Raw genomic sequence first — 18,531 nt, forward strand, 5'->3', positions numbered from 1 at the left:
AGAACGGGGAACGCATTGTCGCAGGCGCGCACAGCCAGTGCATCCGCAACGGGCCAGCCTGCGTATGCACCTGACCGGCGCACCGCGCCCTTTCGCCAAGGACACCGCATGAAGACCACCGCGCTCGCCTCCGCTGCGCTTGTTTTGATGGCCCTCGCCCCGTCCGCCTGGGCACAGACCGGCCCGGCCGACTGGTCGGGTTTCTCGATCGGCGCCACTGTCGGCGGTGCCGACGTCAGCGGCGTGTCCGGCGGCCGCTTCGGCTTCGACACCAACCTGGACGGCCGCGACGGCGACCAGGTCAGCACCCCGACCGGTGCCGATGCCTTCTCGCCCGGGTTCTGCGGCGGCGCGGCGGCCGGGCGCACCCCGGCCAGCGGCTGCAGCAAGGACAAGGGCGGCGCCGAATACGGTGCGCGGCTGGGCTACGACTGGCAGGCCGGCAACTGGGTCTACGGCGTGGTCGCCGAGTACACCCGCAACGATCTGCGCGACAGCGTCAGCGCCTTCAGCACCACCCCGGCGTTCTACACCTTCACCCGCCAGCTCAACCGCACCGCCGCACTGCGCGGCCGTATCGGTTATGCCTTCGGCGCGCAGGGCGACGTTCTGGCCTATTTCACCGCCGGCGTGGCACGCGGCGAGTTCGACCACAGTTTCTCCAGCAGCAACACCGCCAACAGCTTCACCAGCAGCGGCGGCGATAGCGCCGACGGTTACCAAGCCGGCCTGGGCCTGCAGCGCCGCTTGAGCGACAACGTCTCGGTCGGTGTGGAGTACCTGTTCACCCGCCTGCAGGACGAAGACACCCGCGTGCGGGTCGGGCCGGGCACCGCGCCGGCGACCAGTCCGTTCCTGCGCGTCAATCCGGCCGGCACCGACCTGCGCCGCAGCGATACCGACTTGTCGTCGAATGCGGTGCGCCTGACGGCGACCTATCGCTTCTGAGTCCTGGCGCCTGCGTGACCACGCCTGACCTGCAACGGGTCGGGCGTCTTTTATTGGTGGCGCCAATGCAGATCCTGGTGCAGGCCGCCATATCGCCTGGCGCCGAGATCTGGGCGCAGGGCTGGATCAGCGTTTGCGCAGGCGCTGGATCCGATCGTAGGCCGCATTGATCTGGCTGGCCTTCCTCTCCGCCTGGCGGCGTGCTTCCGGCTCGGCGTTGGCCACCTTGTCGGGGTGGTAGCGCGACATCAGCCGGCGGTAGGCCAGATCGATCTCGGCAGTGGTGGCGTCCGGCTCCAGTCCCAGCGCTTCGTACGGGTTCTCGGCGCGGCGCTTGAACCAGCCGGCATCCACCGCATGCCCGATCGCCAGGCCGATCATCAATCCGACCACCGGCGCGCCGCGGAACAGCAGGGCGCCGGCCAGGGCGCCGAGCAATTTTCCGTACCAGGACATGGGCGATCGGGGGCAGGAGGCGGGGCTGGCGATCTTACCCGAACGCCCGCCCGGCCTGGCTGACGCGGCCTGCACGCGGCCGCCCAGGCCGGGCCCAATAAATACAGCGGCGCACGCCGAAGCGCCGTACACTACGCGGCCCGCTGCCCACCCGCGGGCCCGCCGGGTCCCGGGGACAGCGTCATTGCGACGTCCTTAGGAGTGCCTGTGTCGACCACGCTGTTGCAATCCGATCTGCCCGGCCTGCCGTTGCGTCACCGTGGCAAGGTCCGCGATGTCTTCGACATTCCCCGCGAGCGCCTGCCCGCCGATGCGCCCCCGGGCGATTATCTGTTGATGGTGGCGACAGACCGCCTGTCCGCGTTCGACGTCGTGCTGCCCGACCCGATCCCCGGCAAGGGCGAGATGCTGTGCCAGGTCTCCAACTTCTGGTTCCACAAGACCGAACACCTGATGCCCAACCACCTGGTCGACATCACCGTGGAGCAGGTGTTGCCCGAAGGCGTGGACCCGGCGCTGTATGCAAAGCGCGCCGTGGTCACGCGCAAGCTCAAGCCGGTGCCGGTGGAAGCGATCGCACGCGGCTACCTGATCGGCAGCGGCTGGAAGGATTATCAGCGCACCGGCAAGATCAGCGGCATCGAACTCCCCGACGGCCTGCGCCAGGCCGAGAAACTGCCCGAGCCGATCTTTACACCGTCGACCAAGGCCGCGGTCGGCGACCATGACGAGAACATCGACTTCGATGCGATGGTCATGACCGTCGGCGCCGAGCTTGCCGAACGCGTCCGCGATGCCACCTTGCGCATCTACCGTTTTGCCGCCGACTTTGCCGCCGAGCGCGGCATTCTGCTGGCCGACACCAAGTTCGAATTCGGCACCGATGCCGATGGCCGGCTGTACATCATGGACGAGATGCTGACCCCGGACTCGTCGCGTTACTGGCCGGCCGACCAGTACGAACTCGGCACCAGCCCGCCCAGCTACGACAAGCAATTCGTCCGCGACTATCTGGAAACCCTGGACTGGGGCAAGACCGCACCCGGCCCCAGCCTGCCGGCAGAAGTGATCGAACGCACTCGCGCAAAATATGCCGAAGCATTGCAGCGGTTGGCGGGTATTTCGGTCGATTGATCTCCAAGGCCCCGCTCCCGGGGCTTTGAGGCTGTATTAAAGCAACGATGGCGGGCAGCGCTCTTTATCGAGCGCTGAAAGACGCACCCGACGCGGTCTGTTGCCCAAGGAAGTCGCAATGGCTCTCCCGTTATTTGGCGTTCCGCAGATTGCCCGCGTTCGGCAACGCATTGCTGCACGGGTTGCTTTTGCGGCAAGGGCGTCCACCTGCCACATGCCGGCCAGTTTGGGCGATCCTGGACTCCGCAAGCCTTCACATAGCTGCAAGCGGCGCGCGTATAGCATCCCGCCCGCGCTCCAGTTGCCCGCCATGATCAGGAGGATCCCTTGGCCCTTTTCCGAACGTCCCTGCACGCCCTCGCACTGAGCTTTGCGCTAGTTGCCTGCAAACCGCCAGCAGAGCCAGCCGTCACTGCGATGCCTGCTGCAACGGCCGCACCCCCGGCCTCGGCACCCGCCACTGCTCCGGCAACGCCTGCACAGGCGACAACCTGCCCCAGCGCCGACTTCTCTGCGTTTCTGAAAAGCTTCAGTGCAGACATTGCGGTACAGGAAAAGGCCACGGCCGATCCACTGACGATGATCCAGCTCGACCCGGACGCACAGCCCGAGCCCGCCCCGGTAACCCGCACGGTGCCGCTGGCCAAGGTCGAATGGCCCGTCATCCCCAACCTGGAGGCAGCCCGCAACGGCGGCCGCGAGGTGACGATTTCCGAAGAAGCCGATGGCCGCCAAGTACTGGTCCGCACACCGGACACCAGCGATCAGCAGGTGTACCACTTCGCCCAGCGCCCTTGCTGGATGCTGGTCAAGGTGGACGATCAGTCTTTGTAAAAACGTCTGTGAGCGCTGGAAGCAGTTTCTGCCGGCCTGATACCCTCACCTACACCTTAAAACCGTCAAAGAGGCGACCTGATGCGACGCTTCATCTCCGTCCTACCTGCGCTCGGCCTGAGCCTGGTGCTTGCCGCATGCGGTGACAAGCCAGGGCCCGCAGCTGCCACCACCAGCGCGCCCGGTACGCCACCTGCCACTACCCCATCCCCGGCTTCGACAGAAGCAGATACACAAGGACGGAACGACATGATCAAGGAATGCTCCGGCGTGCGCCTGCACCTGAGCGCGTTGCCATCCGGGAGCGGCGGCTCCACCAAAACCCACCTGAAAATGGAGCGTGATGGCCAGCGCCAGGAAGTGGCAGCGCCTCCAGAGATGGCGGACTACACCGCAGTGGGCCTGGGTTGCGCGGAAGACGCAAAAGGAAGCGCGTATTTTGTCGTTCAGTACGGCGAGCTTCCTTACGGCTGCGAATTTTGCGAATGGTTCTTCCTGTATGACATCAAGGGTCAGTTGCTGAATCACGCAACACCACCGCTGCATACGCAGGACGGCCAGCAGAGCCCGAACAACGATGAGTACGAACACAAACTCGAAGAGTTGGGACTGAAGCACCCGGAACTGGTGCCTTTCCAACCCTGAGCAAAGGATGCCCGTGCACCGATGGCGGTGCATGGCCAACGCAGTACGCAGTACATGGAGCAGCACCCGTTACAAGGAAGAATCTGTCTCATAGAAAGGAACGCACGACATGACCGACACCACGATCTATACCGAAATGCTTCAGCCACGCGGCGCTGCATACAGCAGTGACCGAATCAAGCCCTGGAGCCATTACCGCGAGCCCATCGACAGCGGAGATGGCCGATTGCATGGCGAATCGCGTCGCTGGGGCGATGCCAGTCCACAAACCCAATCACGGGTAATCGACAGTCTTATCGACGCCTCGCGGGATGCCGGGCTTTCATCGCGCGAGACCGCTTACGTCCTTGCCATCGCCCGAGTTGAATCAGGCTTCAATCCTGATGCTGCTGCGGGCACGACGTCTGCCTCGGGCCTGGGTCAGTTCATCGACCGCACCGGCACGCATTACGGCGTCAACGCATCCAACCGCTTCGACGTGCAAACGCAGTCGCAGGCATTGGTGCAACATTTCATCGATAACCGTGATCTTGCGCGCAGCCGCGGCCAGGACGAGGACTACATCTACAAGTATCACCACGATGGCCCCAGCAAGGATTATGGCGGCCTTGCGCTATCGCGGCGCGAGATTGCCCCTCATCTGGACAACTACACCCAGTTTGTCGAACAGCGTCTTTCCCAGACGCAGGGCAATGCCGTGGACCGGCCGGCACCAGCGATGCACCCGGCCGAACCCAGCCATGGCGCTCGCAGCAATTTCCAGCAAACGATGGAACGCATGCTGCCCGGTCAAGGCAGTACCGATCCGCATATCACCGGTCATTACGGCGAGCACCGCGGCAGCCACGGACAGCACGGCGGTACCGACTTCAACTACCAGGGTGGCCAGACAGGCCGCAACATGCAGCACCCGACGGTGCATTCGCCGGTCGCCGGAACCGTCACCTTCGCCGGCGGCAACTACGGCACTGTCAAGATTCGCGATGCACAGGGCAACTCGCACGAGATCCTGCATCTAGACGCACTCAAGGTGAAAGAGGGTCAGACACTGTCCGCCGGCGATGCCATCGGCACGATGGGCGGACGCGGCCCGAACGGTAACAGCCAGTACGCGCAGCATGTGCATTACCAGCTGCGCGATGCCAACGGCAAGCTGACCAGTCCGGAGACGTTCTGGAATCAGGGCCATCAGCAGGAGTCCGGCGCGCGCCACTCCCAGCCGGCGACAGCGGCCGGCAACGACACGCTGCGGCATGGCGAGCAAGGCGGCGATGTCGGCAAGCTGCAGCAGGACCTCAACCGTCTCGGCGTGCGCGATGCGCAGGGCAACCGGCTTGCCGAGGATGGCCGCTTTGGCGACAACACGCGTGAGGCGGTGATTGCGTTCCAGAAGCAGCACGGGTTGCAGCCCGATGGCGTGGTGGGGCGAAACACGCAGGCCGCGTTGTCCGCACAACCGGCTCAGGCACAGGCAGGACAGGCGCCGGCCGCTGCGCCCAAGGGCCCGTCGCTCGACGATGCCGCGCATCCGGACCATGCCTTGCACAACGCGATCCGCAGCAAGCTGCCCAGCATGATCTCCAACGAGACCGCGGCCCATGTCACCCTGCAGGCCAAGCAGAACGGTATCGATTCCGCGGACAAGCTGCAGAACGTCACCGTGCAGGATGGCAAGGCATTCGTCATGGGCACCACGCCGGGCTTCCGTGCGGCGGTGGATCTGAACCAGCCGGCTCCCACGCTGGAGCAGACCAGTGCGCAATTGCTGGCTGGCCAGGCTTCGCAGCAGCGCGCGCAGGATGAGCAGCAGCGGGTCGCGATCGGCGGCCGCTGACGGTTCGACGCCGCAGCACGAAAAACCGGCCAGTGGCCGGTTTTTTTGTGCCTGTCTGCTCTCGACAGTAGCGCCGAGAGCGGCGCTGCGGCCGCGCCCGACTGCACACGCCTGCGCGGATTGCCTGTCGTTGCCAGCGGATTGTGCGTCGCTGGAGGTTGGTGCACCCTGCAGACCGCGACAGGACGACATGCATGAAGCGCTGGCGATGTCGCACACGCAGCGATACTCCTGCTGCTCTGCGATGCCCTCCACACCGCAAAGTGGCGCGGCGCACAGAACGCAACACAGCTGTAACTTTTACTACTGTGCTGTCAGGGACTGTGCAAGTTTATCTGCCGGCACCTGTTGCCAGTCGCGATCGGCCGTGATGCGTATCGCCGCCGATCTTTGCATTGCACGTTTTCTGGGAGAGAGTCGTCATGCAAGTTCATGTCCTGGGCGCGGCGATCTGCTGCGCGCTATCGTTTTCTAACATCGCCACTGCTGCGGATCTTTCCGCGGATGCCGCGGTGACGCGCGCGCAATCCTTGTTGGGCAATCGCGCTGCGGCGCTGGCCAACCGTGCAACGGCCGATGCGTTCGTGCCGCGCGACAGCATTGTCGATGCCGATGGCAGCGAGCATGTGCGCTTCGATCGCACGTATCGGGGCCTGCCGGTGATCGGCGGCGATGTGGTGGTGCATTCGCGACGCGGGGTGATGGATCAGCTGAGCCAGAGCATGGACACCAGCGTGCGCCCGAGCATCGTGCCGGGCATCGATGCGGACACGGCAGTGCGCGCGGCCGGTGCGCAGTTCGATCTGGCACCCGATGCCGCGCCGCACGCAAGCCTGGCCTTGTATGCGCGCCAGGGCGCACCGCGGCTGGTCTATGAAGTGATCTACAGCGGCATCAAGCCCGATCAGACGCCGACCGAAATGCATTACATCGTCGACGCAGTCAATCAACGCATTCTCGAATCCTGGGACACGGTGCACACCGCCTGCGCGGGTGGCACCAGTGCGGCCGGCACCGGGCGTTCGCTGTATGCCGGCAGCGTGGCATTGGCAACCACGCGTTGCAGCAGCGGTTACGAGTTGACCGATCTGGGCCGCGGCAGCGGCGCCACCTACAACATGCGCAACAGCACCTCCGGCAACGGCACGCTGGTCACCGATGCCGACAATGCCTGGGGCAGCGGCGCCAACAGCGACACGGTGACCGCAGCGGTGGATGCACACTACGGCGTGGCGTTGACCTGGGACTATTTCCGCACCACCCATGCGCGCAACGGCATTGCCAACGACGGTGTCGGTGCGCGCAGCCGCGTGCATTACGGTAGCCGCTACAACAACGCGTTCTGGCAGGACAGCTGCTTCTGCATGACCTTCGGCGATGGCGACGGCAGCACATTCACGCCGTTGGTGTCGGTGGACGTAGCCGGCCACGAAATGACCCATGGCGTGACCAGCCGCACCGCGCGCCTGGTGTATTCGGGCGAGTCGGGCGGCTTGAACGAAGCCACGTCCGACATCATGGGCGCGATGGTGGAGTACTCCGCCAACAACAGCGCGCAGCCGGGCAATTACCTGATCGGCGAGAAGATCGTCCCGGGCAACAGCAGCGGGACGCTGGCCCTGCGCTACATGTTCAAGCCCAGCCTGGATGGCGATTCGCCCGATTGCTACAGCAGCAGCCTGGGCTCGCTCAACGTGCATTACAGCTCGGGCGTGGCCAACCATTTCTACTATCTGCTGGCCGAAGGCGCGGTGGTGCCAAGCGGCTTCGGATCGGGCACCAGCTGGAACGTGACACCGGCCGGGCTGGTCTGCAACGGCAACACGGCATTGACGGCGATCGGCCGGTCGGCGGCGAGCCGCATCTGGTACCGCGCGTTGACGGTCTACATGACCTCCTCGACCAACTATGCGGCCGCACGCCGGGCGACGCTGAGCGCGGCCACCGATCTGTACGGCAGCACCTCCACGCAGTACCGCGCGGTTGCCGCAGCGTGGAGCGCCGTATCGGTCAACTGATGCATGCCGGCCCCTGCCACGCGCACGGTGCGTGGCAGGGAGCGCGGCTGCCACAGTGCCATTCGCGCGCGTATGCTTGGGTCATTCCTGGGAGGGAACATGACCGAACGCACCAAGACCGCGCGACCGATCGACCGCTATTTCGCCAGCTACGCCGACGATCACCGCAACACGACCAATCAGCAGATCCACGTGCTGGCGGTGCCGGCGATCCTGTGGTCGGTGGTGGCCCTGCTGTGGTGCATCCCGGTCGGCGGCACCTGGTTCAGCAGCGGCGTGTGGGCGGCGTTGGCGATGTTCGCGGCCTGGTCGTACTACAACCGCCTATCGCGTCCGCTCGGGCTGGGCATGCTGGGGATCTTCTTTTTCTTCGGCTGCCTGTGCCGGTTGATCGAAGGCAGAGTCGGACTCACCGGTCTGTTCGCCACGGCGCTGACGGTGTTCGTGCTGGCCTGGATCGCGCAGTTCGTCGGTCACCGGATCGAAGGCCGCAAACCGAGCTTCCTGACCGATCTGACCTATCTGCTGATCGGGCCGATCTGGGTACTGGCCAAGCTCTATCGTCAATTGGGCTGGCGGTACTGAGCGCGAGCGACTGCAGAATGCCGCCATCGTCGGCTTGATCATGATTTGAAAGCGGCGTCGCGCTGCCGTGGCTGACACTCAGGGCGCATCGCCCTGCGGCGGACCGTGCGCCATGCGGGTCTTCCAAGCACACAGGCCCGGACGGGCCTCACTCGCCGATACCGAGCTCTTCGGGCAGGGGACGGAAGGCGCGCGGCGCATAACCGAAGTCGCGACGCGCCGGTTCCAGGTCGAACACCAGGTCATCGCGCATGCGCTGCAATGCCGCCGTATTCATGCCACGCAGGCGCCCCAGCCGCTGCGCAGCGGTCAGCGCAAGGCCGAACAGGCCGGGCGGCACCTGATACAGCCGCGCCGGTCGCGGCAGCGCCGCCAGCACGCGCTCCACCATCTGCGTATAGGCCAGCACTTCGCCGCCGCCCACGGCATAGCTGCGCTGCTGTGTCGCCGGCTGGGCGACCACCGCCAGCGCGGCGCTGGCCAGATCGTCCACATGCACCGGCTGGCGCAACCCGGTCGCGTTGGCCGGCAGCACGAAGGCGCCGGTGCGCTGCGCCAGCCCGGCGATCTGGGTGAGGGTGCGGTCGCGCCCGGCACCATAGACCAGCGTCGGGCGCAGCACCGTGGCCGCGGCGCCACGCGCCTGGGCTGCGGAAAACAGCGCCTGCTCGGCATTTGCCAGGCGCTGCGCGACATCGCGCTCGGCCGCGTCGATCGAGTGTTCCTTGACCTGCAGACTGGTGGAACCGAACGCCACAATGCGCGGAGCCCGCACCGGATTTTCGGCGTACCAGCGTGCGAAATGATCGAGCGGACCGCAGCTGAAGATCACCTCGAATGCCTCGCCCGCGGCAGCCGGCACGGCCAGATCGCCTTGCCGCCAGATCAGCCCGGAACGCGCGGCGCGCGGCTGGCGCGACCATGCCGTCACCTGCCAGCCGCGGCCGAGCAGCCGCGTCAGCAGGCGTTCGCCGATCTGGCCGCTGCCGCCGAACACCAGGGCGCGCGGCGCAGAAACGGCAGTGGACGGAGCGGGATCGGCAGCGGTCACGGGGCTCGGATGCAGTCTGGGTGATCCCAGCATAGCGAGTGACACGCAGTGGCGCGACGCCAAGCCGGCGGCGATTTGCGCATGCGTGCAGCCACGGCGTTGACGCGGACGTCAGTCAACGGTTTGTTAAGCTCTCTGGCCTGCTCGCGAATCTTGTGTTCCCTGCATGCCTTTCTCGCTGGAAATCCTGCTTGCGCTGCCATTTGTGATGGCGGCCGCCACTGCGCTGCTCTGGCGCACCGCCCGTTCGATCACTGCGTGGTTGGCTGCGGCCGCGCCGTTGGGCGGGCTGGTCATCCTGGCAACACTCACACCGGCCGTGCTGCGCGGCGAGGTGATCGGCAGCCAGTACGCGTGGTTGCCGCAGATCGGCTTGATCTTTTCGTTGCGGCTTGATGGCCTGGCGTGGATGTTCGCGTTACTGGTGCTGGGCATCGGTGCGCTGGTGGTGCTGTATGCGCATTACTACCTGAGTGCACGCGACAGCGCATCGCGCTTCTTCGCGTATCTCATGCTGTTCATGGGTGCGATGCTCGGCATGGTGCTGTCGGGCAACCTGCTGTTGCTGATGGTGTTCTGGGAACTCACCAGCATCAGCTCGTTCCTGTTGATCGGCTTCTGGTCGCACCGCAAGGATGCGCGCGAAGGCGCGCGCATGGCCTTCGTGCTGACTGCCGGTGGCGGCCTGGCCCTGCTCGGCGGCATCCTGATGATCGGCCGCATCGTCGGCAGTTTCCAGCTGGATGCGGTGCTGGCGGGCGGCGATCTGATTCGCGCCAGTGCGCTGTATCCGTATGCACTGGGGCTGGTACTGCTGGGCATCTTCACCAAGAGCGCGCAGTTCCCGTTCCACTTCTGGCTGCCGCACGCGATGGCGGCGCCGACGCCGGTATCGGCATATCTGCATTCGGCCACGATGGTGAAGGCCGGCGTGTTCCTGCTGGCGCGCCTGCATCCTGCCCTGGCCGGCACCGATCTGTTCTTCTACACGGTCACCAGCATCGGTGCGATCACGCTGTTGCTCGGCGCATGGCATGCAATCTTCCAGCACGATCTCAAGGGCGTGCTGGCGTATTCGACCATCTCGCATCTGGGCCTGATCACCATGCTGTTCGGCCTGTCCACGCCGATGGCGGTGGTGGCCGGCGTGTTCCACATCCTCAACCATGCGGTGTTCAAGGCCTCGTTGTTCATGGCCGCCGGCATCATCGACCACGAGACCGGCACGCGCGACATGCGCAAGCTGGGCAATCTGCGCCGCCTGATGCCGGTCACCAGCCTACTGGCGATCACCGCCTCGCTGGCGATGGCCGGCGTTCCGTTGCTCAACGGCTTCCTGTCCAAGGAAATGTTCTTTGCCGTGGCGCTGGAAACCGATGCGCCACAGACGATGCGGGTGTTGGCCGGCATCGCCGCACTGCTGGCCGGCCTGCTCGGGGTGGCCTACAGCCTGCGCTTCGTGCACGACACCTTCTTCGGCCAGGGCCCGCGCGACCTGGACACAACCCCGCACGAGCCGCCACGCTGGATGCGGATTCCGGTGGAGGTGCTGGTGCTGATCTGCGTGGCCGTGGGCATCGTGCCGGCCTGGACCATCGCGCCGGTGCTGCGCGCCGGTGCCGCCGCCATCCTTGGCGAGCGCCTGCCCGACTACAGCCTGGCGCTGTGGCATGGCTGGAACTGGCCGCTGGCGATGAGCATCGCCGGCATGGTGGGCGGCACCCTGTTGTACATGGCGCTGCGCCGCACGCTGGACATGTACGCGATCCAGAACCGCTCGCCCGGCAAGGCGCTGTTCAACTGGAACCTGCGCGCGTTGTTCGCCGGCACCGTGCGCATGACCGATGCGGTCACCAACGGCAACCTGCAGCGCATGCTGATGCTGCTGGTGCTGAGCGCTGTCGTGGTGGCGCTGGTGCCGTTCCTGCAGGGCGGCGCATTGCCGGCCTGGCCGGCGCCCACCCCGCTGCCGCTGCTGGGCTGGACGATCTGGCTGCTGATGATCGCCTGCGCCCTGGGCAGCCTGTTCCTGTACAAGCAGCGCCTGCTCGCAGTGCTGGTGCTGGGTGGTACCGGCCTGGCCGTCAGCATGACCTTCGTGTTCCTGTCGGCGCCGGATCTTGCGTTGACCCAGCTGCTGGTGGAGATGGTGACGCTGGTGCTGATGCTGCTGGCGATGAATTACCTGCCCGAGCGCTCGTTGCCCGAGCCCGCGCGCCTGCGCAAGCTGCGCGATGCCGGCATCGCCGTCGTTGGTGGTGCCGGGCTCGCCGCATTGGCCTACACCTTGATGACCCAGCCCAGCCACACGGTCGCCGGCGAGCTGCTGCAGCGTGCGCTGCCGGAAGCCTACGGGCGCAACGTGGTCAACGTGATCCTGGTGGATTTCCGCGGCTTCGATACCTTCGGCGAGATCACCGTCTTCGCGATCGCCGGGCTGGTGGTGCATGCGCTGCTGCGGCGCTCGCGGATGGCGCCGGAGCGCAGCATGCCCGGCCCGCCGATCAAGTTGCCGGTGCCGGCCGATCTGGCGCAGATCATGTTCCCGCTGACGCTGACGGTGTCCCTGTTCCTGTTCCTGCGCGGCCATAACGCACCCGGTGGCGGCTTCATCGCCGGGCTGGTGCTGGCGGTACCGTTGCTGATGCAGTACGTGATCCAGGGCACCGCGTCGGTGGAATCGCGCTTCGGCTTCGACTACATCCGCCTGATCGGCATCGGCCTGCTGTGCGCGCTGGTCAGTGGCGCCGGTGCGCTGGTGTTCGGCATGCCGTTCCTGAGCAGCGGGCATCTGGAGATTCCGTTGCCGCTGCTGGGCGATCTGGAGCTGGCCAGCGCGCTGGGCTTCGACATCGGTGTGTATCTGGTGGTGTTCGGTGCGGCGATGTTGATGCTGTCGATGATGGGCACGATCAAACCCTCGCGCACGCGCAGCTCGCAGCGCGGCGAGATCGACCCCACCCAGCGTTCGACACGCACCGCGGAGCAGCATTGATGGAATTGGCAGTGGCAAGCGCGATCGGCGTCCTCACCGCATTGGCGATCTACCTGTTGCTGCGCGCGCGCAGCTTCGACGTGATCCTGGGGATGACCTTCCTGTCGTACGCGACCAACCTGCTGATCTTCGCCGGTGGGCGGTTGCGCAGCGGCCAGGCGCCGGTGCTGCGCGAGGGCGTGCCAGCCGACCTGCTGCACTACACCGACCCGTTGCCGCAGGCGCTGGTGCTGACCGCGATCGTGATCGCCTTCGCGATGACCGCGGTGAGCCTGGTGCTGGCGATCCGCAGCCGCAGCGACAACGGCAGCGATCATGTGGATGCGCATGAAGACGCCACCACCGGCGTGGACACGCGCGAGGCCCGGCGATGAGCCATCTGCTGATCCTGCCGATCCTGATCCCGATGCTGGGCGCGTCGGCGTCGCTGTTCGTCGAACATCGGCGCTATGGGCCGCGGGTGCAGCGCACGGTGGCATGGGCCAGCATGGCCCTGCTGGCCGTGTCGGTCATCGCCTTGTTGGCGCGCGCCGCCGAAGGCCAGGTGCTGGTGTACCTGCTCGGCGACTGGCCGGCGCGCATCGGCATCGTGCTGATGGGCGACCGCCTGTCGGCATGGATGCTGTTGACCACATTGATCCTGGGCGCGGCCTGCCTGCTGCATGCCTGCGCCGGCTGGGACCGGCGCGCGCCGCATTTCCATGCCCTGTTCCAGTTCCAGCTGATGGGCTTGAACGGCGCATTCCTGACCGGCGACATCTTCAACCTGTTCGTGTTCTTCGAAGTGATGCTGATCGCCTCCTATGGCCTGCTGCTCAGCGGCGGGCGCGGGCTGCAGATGCGTGTGGGCCTGCATTACGTGGTGTTCAACGTATGCGCGTCGACCCTGTTCCTGATCGCGCTGGGCCTGCTGTTCGGCGTGTTCGGCACCTTGAACATGGCCGAGCTGTCGCAACGTATCGCCGCGCTGCCGGCGCAGGACCTGCCGCTGGCCAAGGCCAGCCTGGGCCTGTTGCTGCTGGTGTTCTGCAGCAAGGCCGCGTTGCTGCCGCTGTACCTGTGGTTGCCGGAGACCTATTCGCGCGCACCGGCGGCGGTGGCGGCGTTGTTTGCGATCATGACCAAGGTCGGGCTGTACGCGACGCTGCGGGTGTCGGCGCTGTGGTTCGGCGCCGGTGCCGGCGCGCTGCAGGGCTTCGGCCGCCACGCATTGCTGTGGCTGGGCATCGCCACGCTGCTGATGGCCGCCTTCGGGGTGATGGCCGCATCGCGGCTGCGGGTGATGGTGTCGTATCTGGTGGTGTTCTCGGCGGCGACGTTGTTCATCGCCTTTTCGCTGGACGATGCCGGCGCATTGGGTGCGGGGCTGTACTACCTGCCGCACAGCAGCTTCGTGGCCGCGGCGTTGTTCATGGTGTCGGACCTGATCCGGCGTCGCCGCGGCAGCGCCAGCGACCGCAAGGAAGTGGTCGCGCCGCTGCCGCGGCGTGGGATCCCCGGCGCGATGTTCATGGTCGCCGCGGTGGCGGTCGCCGGACTGCCGCCGTTGTCCGGCTTCCTGGCCAAGGCCGCGTTGCTGCAGCACGTGCCCGAGGGCCTGGTCGGGCCGGTGTGGTTCGCCATCCTGGGCAGCAGCCTGCTGGTGGTGATCGGCCTGACCCGTGCCGGCGTGCGCCTGTTCTGGCGCGTGCCCGAAGCAGTGCAGGACGTCCCCGAGCTGCAGCCGCAACGGCGTGCGCGCATGCGCCCGGTGGAGACTGCCGCCACGCTGCTGTTGCTGGGCGGGCTGGTGGCGATGACGGCCGGTGCCGGCCCGTTGATGCGCTACACCGACGCGGCCGGCGTGCAGCTGCGCGATCCCGGCGCCTACGTCGAGCAGGTACGCGCCACCACGCCGCAACGGAGGCAGCCATGAGCACGCGCTTGCCGCTGCGCAGCCGGCTGCTGCCCTCGCCGTCGCTGAGCGTGACGGTCTTCATTTTCTGGCTGTTGCTCAGCGACAGCTTCGGGCCGCAACAATGGGTACTGGGCTTGTTGCTGGGCTGGGTGGTGCCGATCTTTGCGGCGCGCCTGGACCGCGAGTTCGCCCGCATCGGTTCGCTGCGTTCGGTGCCGCGCATGTTGCTGGTGGCGGCCGGCGACATCGTGCGCTCCAACATCAAGGTGGCTGGCCAGGTGCTCGGCCCGGAGTCGCGCATCCACCCCGGCTTCATCTGGGTGCCGCTGGACATCGCCAACATCCACGGCATTGCCGCGCTGACCAGCATGATCACGCTCACCCCCGGCACGGTGTCGGCGGCGCTCTCGGACGACCGCAAATATCTGCTGGTGCACGTGCTGCACCTGGACGATCCGGACGCCTTGATCGCCGAGATCAAGACCCGCTACGAGAAGCCCCTGATGGAGATCTTTCCATGACCGGCCACATGTTCATCGAATCGACCATCGTCCTCTGCATGCACGCGGTGGGCCTGGCCATGCTGATGGCGCTGTGGCGCCTGCTGCGCGGCCCGAGCGTGCCCGATCGCATCCTGGCGCTGGACACCCTGTCCATCACCGCCATCGCCGAGCTGATGCTGCTGGGCATGTACCTGGATTCGCCGATCTACTTCGAGGCCGCGCTGGTGATCGCGATGCTGGGCTTCGGCAGCACCGTGGTGCTGAGCAAGTTCGTATTGCGTCGGGACATCGTCGAATGATCGCGCTGACCGAATATCTGCTCAGCGCGCTGTTGCTGGTCGGCACCTTCTTCATCCTGATCGGTGCGTTCGGCCTGGTGAAGCTGTCGGACTTTTTCAAGCGCCTGCATGCGCCGACCAAGGCCAGCACGCTGGGCGTGGGCTGCGTGCTGCTGGCATCGGTCGGCTATCACCTGTTCCTGGGTGTGGATCCGCAACCGCGCGAGTTGCTGATCACCGTGTTCCTGTTCATCACCGCACCGATCAGCGCCCATCTGATGGCCAAGGCCGCGCTGTCGCTGATGATGGAAAACCGCCCGGAAGTACCCAATCATGGCGAGACGAAGAAGGAAGGCCTGCCCACGCCGCAGACGCAAGGCGATGTGGGCGAAAACGCCGAAACCGCCAGGCAACACGCCGAGCCCGATGGGGGTCCGCACTGAGGTGTTGCAGCTGCTTCGACACCGCTGCCGGGAGATCTCGACACCTTGCGCTACGCGACACACGCTGCCAGCCGGATCTGATTGCGCGAGCTATGCAGTCGGATGCCGGTGTCGCCGATTCGGCGCCGCGGCAGCCATGACGGGTCAGCCGCAGCCTTCCGCATAATCCACCTGCGGCGGCTGCCCGACCCGCCAGCTGGCGACCTTGCCGTCGGCATCGGTTTCGAACACCAACGCGGACCCGGTGGCCGCATCGGCCATGCGCAGGGTGAACGCGCCGGGGACGTACTTGTGCGGCTGTTCGGTCAGACCTGCCGGATACAGCGCGCGCAGCTGCGCCAGCGTCATGCCGACCGTGCCGCCGCCCGGTGCGAGTTCCTTGGGTTCGGTGGTCTGATAACGCACGAGGCGATCGCCTTCGAACATGAAACCGAAGCGGCGCGCATCGTCGGCCCACTGCGGCCGTAACAGATAGCAGCCGCCATCGCTCGCCGGTTCGCCGCGCAGGTCGCCGCCCCAGGCAGCCCGCGCCTGCGCTGCATCCATGCCCAGGCGCAGATCGCCGTATCCATCCAGGCGCGCAAGCGCAGCCGGCTGCTGGCGCAGGTGCGGCGGAAACGTGCCGGCCGGCGCAGTGGCTGGCGGAACCTCGCCGGCTGGCTGATCGTTGGCGGCTGCCACCGGCGCAGGTGCCGCGTCGGGCGCGGCCGTGGTGGCGTCCTCGGCACGGTTGCAGCCGGTCAGCAACAGCAATGCGCCCATCAAACCGAGCCATCTGGTGGTCATGCATGCATTCCTTACGGGTCCGCCACAGCCTACACAGCCCACATCGCGACGGTGTGCAGAACGCGATGCGTTGCCTCATGCCGATGTCATCGGCGCTTCATTGGCGGCGGGCAAGCTGGGCGCCTCGCAGGACCGCCGCCATGACCCCACGCAAGACCGAGCTCGCCCTCACCGCGCTGCAATCGCACCGCAGTCCACTCACCCTGCTGCAGCGACGCGCGCTGATCCTGGCCGACGGCCAGCGCGATCTGGCAACGTTGGCCGTGCTGCTGGGCGGCGACGGCGCCGCATTGGTGCATGCGCTCTGCGCGATGGGCTATCTGGAGTCCGGCACGCAGGCAGGGAGTGCGACACGCACTGCCCCGGCGTCTGATTCCTCACCGGCAGGCGTGCCCGGTACCCACGTGACGCAGCCAGCGGCACCACCGAGCGAAGAAGACCTGCAGCGCCAGCGTCGTCGCGCGGCCACCAACGCACGGCTGTACCTGCTCGACATCCTGCAACTGCAACGTGGCCCGGTGGCCGCCGCGCTGCACCGGCAACTACAGGCCGCACGCGCCGAAGACGCCATCGGCGCCGCCATTGCCGAAACGCTGCGCGCGTTACCGCAGATCACCTCGGCAACCTACGCCGAGCGCGTACGTGCCCGGATCGGCGAATTGCTGCCGGATGCGCTGCAGGCGGCTTGAGCGGACAACCGGAACCCCCAATCCGACACCTGCGACCTCTGACCGCCGTATTGCCTGATCAGCACATTCGGCTAGCTGCCTGAGCTACTGCGCACCATCGGAGCTGGGCGCCTGAAACGCCGCGCACAACCCGGTCCAGCACTGCTGGTAGTCACCCTGCCGGTGCGCGGCCTGCAAGGCCTGTTGGGTGGGGCGCAACACCGCACGCGTTTCGAACATGAAGGCCATGGTGTCGGCGATCACATCCGGGCGCGTCAGGTCCGCGTGCGAGGCCTTGTCGAAGGTCGCCGCATCCGGGCCATGCCCGCTCATGCAGTTGTGCAGCGAGGCACCGCCCGGCGCGAAGCCGTCGGCCTTGGCATCGTAGACTCCGTGCACCAGCCCCATGAACTCGCTGGCCACATTGCGATGGAACCACGGCGGGCGGAAGGTGTGCTGCGCCACCAGCCAGCGCGGCGGGAAGATCGCAAAATCCATGTTCGCCGTGCCATGCGTGTCGCTGGGCGAGGTCAGCACGGTGAAGATGCTCGGATCCGGATGATCGAAGCTGATCGAGCCGATGGTGTTGAAGCGGCGCAGATCGTAGCGATACGGTGCGTAGTTGCCATGCCAGGCCACCACGTCCAGCGGCGAATGGCCGATGTCCGCACGCCACAGGTGGCCCTGGAATTTGGCCACCAGCTCGAAAGCGCCCTCGCGCTGTTCGAAGGCCGCCTGCGGCGTTTCGAAATCGCGTGCATTGGCCAGCCCGTTGGAACCGATCGGCCCCAGGTCGGGCAGCCGCAGCAATGCGCCGAAGTTTTCGCAGACATAGCCGCGCGCATCGCCATCGGGCAGCTCGACACGAAAGCGTACACCGCGCGGTATCACCCCGATCTGCTGCGGCTCCAGCTCCAGCACGCCGAGCTCGCTATGGATGCGCAGGCGGCCCAGTTGCGGCACCAGCAGCAGCTCGCCGTCGGCATCGTAGAAGAAGCGATCGTGCATCGATGCGTTGGCCGCATACAGATGCACGGCAACACCGGCCATCGCCTCCGGCCCGCCGTTGCCGGCCATGGTGTAGAGACCATCGACGAAATCGGTTGGTGTGGGCGGCAGCGGCAACGGGCTCCAGCGCAATTGATCCGGCGGCACCGGGCCGCGACCGAAGTCGTTGTGGAAGGCCGATTGCGCGATCAACGAGAACGCGCCATGCACCGCCGCCGGGCGGATGCGATAGAGCCAGCTGCGCCGGTTCTCGCTGCGCGGCGCGGTGAACGCGGTGCCAGACAACTGCTCGGCATACAACCCGTGCGCCACACGCTGCGGCGAGTTCTGCCCGAGCGGCAAGGTATCGACCACTGCCTCGGTCGCGAACGCGTTGCCGAAACCGGTCATGTAGTGCTGGTTGTTATGCATGGCATGCGTCCGGATCTTGGCCCTCCCTCCCCGGATG

18 protein-coding genes are annotated in these 18,531 nt (G+C 66.3%); 14 read left to right on the top strand and 4 right to left on the bottom strand.

The annotated features are described in order from the left end of the window. Positions 1–108: 108 nt before the first annotated feature. A complete protein-coding gene (locus FHT08_RS11515; protein WP_047126202.1) occupies positions 109–948 on the top strand; it encodes an outer membrane beta-barrel protein in 840 nt (279 codons plus the stop codon). A gap of 126 nt (positions 949–1,074) precedes the next feature. Here FHT08_RS11515 and FHT08_RS11520 read toward each other — a convergent pair whose 3' ends face one another. Further along, on the bottom strand, positions 1,075–1,404 hold the full coding sequence (locus FHT08_RS11520; RefSeq protein ID WP_047126203.1) for a DnaJ domain-containing protein: 330 nt from the start codon (positions 1,402–1,404) through the stop codon (positions 1,075–1,077). A gap of 207 nt (positions 1,405–1,611) precedes the next feature. Here FHT08_RS11520 and FHT08_RS11525 point away from each other — a divergent pair, with 207 nt between their 5' ends. The 6 genes from FHT08_RS11525 (at position 1,612) to FHT08_RS11550 (ending at position 8,454) form a co-directional block, all read left to right on the top strand. Next, entirely contained in the window at positions 1,612–2,538 is a 927-nt protein-coding gene (locus FHT08_RS11525) for a phosphoribosylaminoimidazolesuccinocarboxamide synthase (RefSeq protein ID WP_046345459.1), read from the top strand. A gap of 579 nt (positions 2,539–3,117) precedes the next feature. Then, positions 3,118–3,372, top strand: coding sequence for a hypothetical protein (locus FHT08_RS20015; RefSeq protein WP_243849016.1), 255 nt, complete (start codon positions 3,118–3,120; stop codon positions 3,370–3,372). Positions 3,373–3,621: 249 nt separating this feature from the next. After that, complete coding sequence (locus tag FHT08_RS11535) at positions 3,622–4,017, top strand: hypothetical protein (protein ID WP_166775144.1); 396 nt, start codon at positions 3,622–3,624, stop codon at positions 4,015–4,017. Positions 4,018–4,126: 109 nt separating this feature from the next. Continuing rightward, positions 4,127–5,851, top strand: a complete 1,725-nt coding sequence (locus FHT08_RS11540) for a peptidoglycan-binding protein (protein WP_166775145.1) — start codon at positions 4,127–4,129, stop codon at positions 5,849–5,851. A gap of 422 nt (positions 5,852–6,273) precedes the next feature. Then, positions 6,274–7,869 (top strand): M4 family metallopeptidase, encoded by a 1,596-nt coding sequence (locus FHT08_RS11545; protein ID WP_047126205.1) that lies wholly within the window; start codon positions 6,274–6,276, stop codon positions 7,867–7,869. A gap of 99 nt (positions 7,870–7,968) precedes the next feature. Then, positions 7,969–8,454 (top strand): Mpo1-like protein, encoded by a 486-nt coding sequence (locus FHT08_RS11550; RefSeq protein WP_047126206.1) that lies wholly within the window; start codon positions 7,969–7,971, stop codon positions 8,452–8,454. A 148-nt stretch (positions 8,455–8,602) separates the two neighbouring features. Here FHT08_RS11550 and FHT08_RS11555 read toward each other — a convergent pair whose 3' ends face one another. Next, complete coding sequence (locus FHT08_RS11555; protein WP_166775146.1) at positions 8,603–9,505, bottom strand: NAD-dependent epimerase/dehydratase family protein; 903 nt, start codon at positions 9,503–9,505, stop codon at positions 8,603–8,605. 166 nt (positions 9,506–9,671) lie between these two features. Here FHT08_RS11555 and FHT08_RS11560 point away from each other — a divergent pair, with 166 nt between their 5' ends. The 6 genes from FHT08_RS11560 to FHT08_RS11585 are packed head-to-tail and all read left to right on the top strand — an operon-like array spanning position 9,672 to position 15,621. After that, positions 9,672–12,500, top strand: coding sequence for a monovalent cation/H+ antiporter subunit A (locus FHT08_RS11560; protein ID WP_104538720.1), 2,829 nt, complete (start codon positions 9,672–9,674; stop codon positions 12,498–12,500). Next, the gene (locus tag FHT08_RS11565; RefSeq protein WP_104538721.1) at positions 12,500–12,874 is read left to right on the top strand and encodes a Na+/H+ antiporter subunit C; all 375 of its coding nucleotides are present in this window, start codon (positions 12,500–12,502) and stop codon (positions 12,872–12,874) included. Before FHT08_RS11560 ends, FHT08_RS11565 begins: the two co-directional genes overlap by 1 nt. Continuing rightward, positions 12,871–14,415, top strand: coding sequence for a monovalent cation/H+ antiporter subunit D (locus tag FHT08_RS11570; protein WP_104538722.1), 1,545 nt, complete (start codon positions 12,871–12,873; stop codon positions 14,413–14,415). Before FHT08_RS11565 ends, FHT08_RS11570 begins: the two co-directional genes overlap by 4 nt. Beyond that, the gene (locus FHT08_RS11575) at positions 14,412–14,918 is read left to right on the top strand and encodes a Na+/H+ antiporter subunit E (protein WP_047127937.1); all 507 of its coding nucleotides are present in this window, start codon (positions 14,412–14,414) and stop codon (positions 14,916–14,918) included. Before FHT08_RS11570 ends, FHT08_RS11575 begins: the two co-directional genes overlap by 4 nt. Further along, positions 14,915–15,199, top strand: coding sequence for a K+/H+ antiporter subunit F (locus tag FHT08_RS11580; RefSeq protein ID WP_104538723.1), 285 nt, complete (start codon positions 14,915–14,917; stop codon positions 15,197–15,199). Before FHT08_RS11575 ends, FHT08_RS11580 begins: the two co-directional genes overlap by 4 nt. Then, positions 15,196–15,621, top strand: coding sequence for a Na+/H+ antiporter subunit G (locus FHT08_RS11585; RefSeq protein ID WP_104538724.1), 426 nt, complete (start codon positions 15,196–15,198; stop codon positions 15,619–15,621). Before FHT08_RS11580 ends, FHT08_RS11585 begins: the two co-directional genes overlap by 4 nt. A 144-nt stretch (positions 15,622–15,765) precedes the next feature. On the opposite strand, the gene FHT08_RS11590 is transcribed toward FHT08_RS11585, so the two are convergent. Continuing rightward, entirely contained in the window at positions 15,766–16,383 is a 618-nt protein-coding gene (locus tag FHT08_RS11590; protein WP_104538725.1) for a lectin, read from the bottom strand. 164 nt (positions 16,384–16,547) lie between these two features. On the opposite strand from FHT08_RS11590, the gene FHT08_RS11595 reads away from it, so the two are divergent. Beyond that, positions 16,548–17,096: a hypothetical protein gene (locus FHT08_RS11595; RefSeq protein WP_104538726.1), complete on the top strand. Its 549-nt coding sequence runs from the start codon at positions 16,548–16,550 to the stop codon at positions 17,094–17,096. A gap of 84 nt (positions 17,097–17,180) precedes the next feature. Here FHT08_RS11595 and hmgA read toward each other — a convergent pair whose 3' ends face one another. Next, positions 17,181–18,494, bottom strand: coding sequence for a homogentisate 1,2-dioxygenase (gene hmgA, locus FHT08_RS11600; protein ID WP_166775147.1), 1,314 nt, complete (start codon positions 18,492–18,494; stop codon positions 17,181–17,183). Between the last annotated feature and the right edge of the window lie 37 nt (positions 18,495–18,531).

It is taken from the genome of Xanthomonas sp. CFBP 8151, assembly GCF_011761885.1.
GTDB classification, from domain to species: domain Bacteria; phylum Pseudomonadota; class Gammaproteobacteria; order Xanthomonadales; family Xanthomonadaceae; genus Xanthomonas; species Xanthomonas arboricola_B.

Coding starts and splice junctions, on each gene's coding strand:
- FHT08_RS11515 (WP_047126202.1), top strand. CDS start 109: ATGAAGACCACCGCGCTCGCCTCCGCTGCGCTTGTTTTGATGGCCCTC.
- FHT08_RS11520 (WP_047126203.1), bottom strand. CDS start 1,404: ATGTCCTGGTACGGAAAATTGCTCGGCGCCCTGGCCGGCGCCCTGCTG.
- FHT08_RS20015 (WP_243849016.1), top strand. CDS start 3,118: ATGATCCAGCTCGACCCGGACGCACAGCCCGAGCCCGCCCCGGTAACC.
- FHT08_RS11535 (WP_166775144.1), top strand. CDS start 3,622: ATGATCAAGGAATGCTCCGGCGTGCGCCTGCACCTGAGCGCGTTGCCA.
- FHT08_RS11540 (WP_166775145.1), top strand. CDS start 4,127: ATGACCGACACCACGATCTATACCGAAATGCTTCAGCCACGCGGCGCT.
- FHT08_RS11545 (WP_047126205.1), top strand. CDS start 6,274: ATGCAAGTTCATGTCCTGGGCGCGGCGATCTGCTGCGCGCTATCGTTT.
- FHT08_RS11550 (WP_047126206.1), top strand. CDS start 7,969: ATGACCGAACGCACCAAGACCGCGCGACCGATCGACCGCTATTTCGCC.
- FHT08_RS11560 (WP_104538720.1), top strand. CDS start 9,672: ATGCCTTTCTCGCTGGAAATCCTGCTTGCGCTGCCATTTGTGATGGCG.
- FHT08_RS11565 (WP_104538721.1), top strand. CDS start 12,500: ATGGAATTGGCAGTGGCAAGCGCGATCGGCGTCCTCACCGCATTGGCG.
- FHT08_RS11570 (WP_104538722.1), top strand. CDS start 12,871: ATGAGCCATCTGCTGATCCTGCCGATCCTGATCCCGATGCTGGGCGCG.
- FHT08_RS11575 (WP_047127937.1), top strand. CDS start 14,412: ATGAGCACGCGCTTGCCGCTGCGCAGCCGGCTGCTGCCCTCGCCGTCG.
- FHT08_RS11580 (WP_104538723.1), top strand. CDS start 14,915: ATGACCGGCCACATGTTCATCGAATCGACCATCGTCCTCTGCATGCAC.
- FHT08_RS11585 (WP_104538724.1), top strand. CDS start 15,196: ATGATCGCGCTGACCGAATATCTGCTCAGCGCGCTGTTGCTGGTCGGC.
- FHT08_RS11590 (WP_104538725.1), bottom strand. CDS start 16,383: ATGGGCGCATTGCTGTTGCTGACCGGCTGCAACCGTGCCGAGGACGCC.
- FHT08_RS11595 (WP_104538726.1), top strand. CDS start 16,548: ATGACCCCACGCAAGACCGAGCTCGCCCTCACCGCGCTGCAATCGCAC.
- hmgA (WP_166775147.1), bottom strand. CDS start 18,494: ATGCATAACAACCAGCACTACATGACCGGTTTCGGCAACGCGTTCGCG.